At 62.4% G+C, this 1,981-nt stretch carries 1 protein-coding gene; it reads right to left on the minus strand.

The window, feature by feature from the left end:
• Positions 1-66: 66 nt before the first annotated feature.
• A partial coding sequence (locus LB553_RS30350; RefSeq protein ID WP_224518623.1) for a cbb3-type cytochrome c oxidase subunit I occupies positions 67-1,981 on the minus strand: 1,915 nt, incomplete at its 5' end.

Genomic DNA, 1,981 nt, shown 5'->3' on the forward strand with positions numbered 1-1,981 from the left:
GGCCAAGCCCGTGGCTGCGGCCCAGCCGATACGGATCGCGCGGTGCGCTGCCAGCCGTGATGTCGCTCATGCCGGACGCTCCCGGCTTCGCATCCAGGCAAGCTGCGCCGCCCGGCTGCCGCGATCGATGCGTTCAACCTCGCTGGCGGGAATTTCATAGTCGCCATGCTCGCGCCACGCGAACACGACGAAAGTGATGTAGGCGCCGATGAAGCCAAGGATGGCCAGCCACCAGATGTGCCAGATCAGCGCAAAGCCGATCGCCGTGCTGAAGAAGGCGGTGACGAATCCCGTCGGGCTGTTGCGTGGCATCTCGATCGGTTCGTAGTCCTCTTCGGTTTCTGGCGTCTGCGCGTCGACAGCCCTTTGCTTAATGGTCCAGTAGGGCTCCTCGTTTTCGACATGCGGCAGCCGCGAATAGTTGAACACGGGTGGCGGGGAGGGCGTCGACCACTCCAGCGAGCGTCCGTCCCAAGGGTCGCCCGTCTCGTCGCGCAACGCGTCGCGATGCCTGAACGAAACGATGAGCTGCGTGACCTGGCACGCGGCGCCGAGGATCATCACCGCAATGCCGAAAGCCGCCACCATCAACCATGGCGTCCAGAGGTCCATGTCGATGTGCTGCAGGCGCCGGGTCATGCCGAGCAGCCCGACAATGTAGAGCGGCACGAAGACCAGCACGTAACCGGCAAGCGTGAACCAGAATGCCGCCTTGCCCCAGCCTTCATGCAAGCCGAAGCCGAAGGCCTTCGGGAACCAGTAGGTGAACCCGGCGAACGCGGCGAACAGGACGCCCGAGATGATGACGTTGTGGAAATGCGCCACGAGGAAGAGCGAGTTGTGCAGCATGAAGTCGGCCGGCGGAACGGCGAGCAGCACGCCCGTCATGCCGCCGATGATGAACGTGGTGACAAAGGCCAGCGCCCACAGCATCGGCGTGTCGAAGCGCACGCGCCCGCCATACATGGTGAAGAGCCAGTTGTAGATCTTGACCCCGGTGCCGACGGCGATGACCGAGGTGGCGATGCCGAAGGCTGCGTTGACGTCGGCCCCGGCGCCCATGGTGAAGAAATGATGCAGCCACACCGTGAAGGAGACGATGCAGATGAACATCGTCGCGGCGACCATGGAGCGGTAGCCGAAGAGCGGCTTCGACGAGAAGGTGGAGAAGATCTCCGAATAGATGCCGAAGGCGGGCAGCACGAGGATGTAGACTTCCGGATGGCCCCAGGCCCAGATGAGGTTGACGAACATCATCTGGTTGCCGCCGGCTTCGTTGGTGAAAAAGTGAAAGCCGACATAGCGGTCGAGCGTCAGCATGGCGAGCGTGGCGGTCAGGATCGGGAAGGCCGCAACGATCAGCAGGTTGGAGGCGAGTGACGTCCAGCAGAACATAGGCATGCGCAGATAGCCCATGCCGGGTGCGCGAATCTTGAGGATCGTCGTCACTAGGTTGACGCCGGTGAGTAGCGTGCCGACGCCGGAGATCTGGATCGACCAGAGATAATAATCGACCCCGACGCCCGGCGAATACGTCGTCTCGGATAAAGGCGCATAGGGCAGCCAGCCGGTGCGCGCAAACTCGCCGACGACGAGCGAGACGTTGACGAGCAATGCGCCGGCCGCCGTCAGCCAGAAGCTTACCGAGTTCAACGTCGGGAAAGCGACGTCGCGGATGCCGAGCTGAAGGGGCACGACGAAATTCATCAGGCCGATCATGAAAGGCATCGCGGCGAAGAAGATCATGATGGTGCCGTGCGCGGAAAAGATCTGGTCGTAATGCTCCGGTGGCAGATAGCCCGGCCCGTGGATGGCGAGCGCCTGCTGGGTGCGCATCATGATGGCGTCGACGAAGCCGCGCAGAAGCATCAGCATCGCCAGCACGATGTACATGACGCCGATGCGCTTGTGATCGACCGACGTTATCCATTCGCGCCAGAGATAGGGCCAGTAGCCTTTCGCTGTTATCCAGACCAGCACC

This window comes from Mesorhizobium sp. CA8 (assembly GCF_020164955.1).
GTDB lineage: Bacteria > Pseudomonadota > Alphaproteobacteria > Rhizobiales > Rhizobiaceae > Mesorhizobium.